Origin of the sequence: Streptomyces niphimycinicus (genome assembly GCF_018883605.1) — a bacterium.
GTDB lineage: Bacteria > Actinomycetota > Actinomycetes > Streptomycetales > Streptomycetaceae > Streptomyces > Streptomyces niphimycinicus.
Genome location: NZ_JAHLEM010000337.1, coordinates 1 through 1,189 on the forward strand (window position 1 = coordinate 1; position 1,189 = coordinate 1,189).

2 protein-coding genes are annotated in these 1,189 nt (G+C 72.4%); one reads left to right on the forward strand and one right to left on the reverse strand.

What is annotated here, in order from left to right; genetic code table 11:
• Positions 1-43: 43 nt before the first annotated feature.
• Complete coding sequence (locus KN815_RS27665) at positions 44-220, reverse strand: hypothetical protein (RefSeq protein ID WP_216344632.1); 177 nt, start codon at positions 218-220, stop codon at positions 44-46.
• Positions 221-511: 291 nt separating this feature from the next.
• On the opposite strand from KN815_RS27665, the gene KN815_RS27670 reads away from it, so the two are divergent.
• Positions 512-1,189, forward strand: a 678-nt coding sequence (locus tag KN815_RS27670) for an NYN domain-containing protein (RefSeq protein ID WP_216344633.1), incomplete at its 3' end; no start/stop codon positions are given.

Genomic DNA, 1,189 nt, shown 5'->3' on the forward strand with positions numbered 1-1,189 from the left:
CGCGGCCTGCCACCGCGGTGGCTCAGCGCCGGTCCGCGGTGCGTCAGTTGTGGCCGAAGCTCTTCTGCCGGCCCTTGCGTGCCGTCGAGGGGCTGCCCTCCGGCCGCATCGCCTGCGACTGCCCGTCCATCGACGGCTGCTGCTCGGCGGGGCGGTCCGCCGTGCCGCGCTCCTGACGCTGTTCCTGCTGCTTGCGATCGCGGTTCTTGTTCTTGCCCATGGTGGTCTTCCTCCGGTTGGGATCGGCCCCCTGGCGAAGGGCCCTCCCGGGCGAAGCCCTTCGGGAAGAAACAGTGACATGCCGCGGTGACCCGTGCATTTCGGGCAATTACGGTGAGTGAGAAGGAGGGTATTGGCAGGTAAGCCGTATCCGCCACGCCGGTGATCCAGTTCGGACTGATAACCCCCGCACGGTCGGGCAGACTCGAAGGAAAGCCGAAAACCACATCCGGGGGCGCGGCTGTGCGCGGGGGGCGACCGAGGACTGGACCGTCAGGAAAGAGGGTGGAACGTGGACCGCTGCGTCGTCCTGGTGGACGCCGGGTATCTGCTGGGCGCCGCCGCGAGCCTGCTGGCCGGGGAGCCCGCCCGATCGCGTATCTCCGTCGACCACGCGACCCTCATCCAGGGCCTGCGGGAGCGCGCCGAGGCCGAGACCGAGTGTCCGCTGCTGCGGATCTACTGGTTCGACGGCGCCCCCGACCGGGTGCCCCAGCCGGAGCACCGGCGGCTGCGCGTGATGCCCCGGGTGACCGTACGGCTGGGCGCACTCACCCGCAGTGATGGGCGCTGGGCCCAGAAGGGCGTGGACGCCGCCATGCACGCCGAGCTCACCGAGCTCGCCCGCAACCGGGCCTGCGCCGACATCGTCCTGGTCACCGGCGACGGGGACCTGCTGCCCGGGCTGATGTCGGCCAAGGAGCACGGCGTCGCCGTCCACCTCTGGGCGGTGCAGGCCGCCGATGGCGACTACAACCAGTCCGAGGACCTCGTCGCCGAGGCCGATGAGCGGCGCGTCCTCGACCGCGCCTGGATCACCAGGGCGGTGCGCGCCAAGGAGCTTCCCGGGCCCTGTGCGCCCGTCTCCGAGCCCCGCCCGGAGATCGCGGCCATTCTCTCCGCCCCGCTGCCGGAGACGGCCGCCGCTGCCGCTGCCGCGGCCGGGGCGCCCGGCGCGGCGGAGGCACCC

Coding starts and splice junctions, on each gene's coding strand:
- KN815_RS27665 (WP_216344632.1), bottom strand. CDS start 220: ATGGGCAAGAACAAGAACCGCGATCGCAAGCAGCAGGAACAGCGTCAG.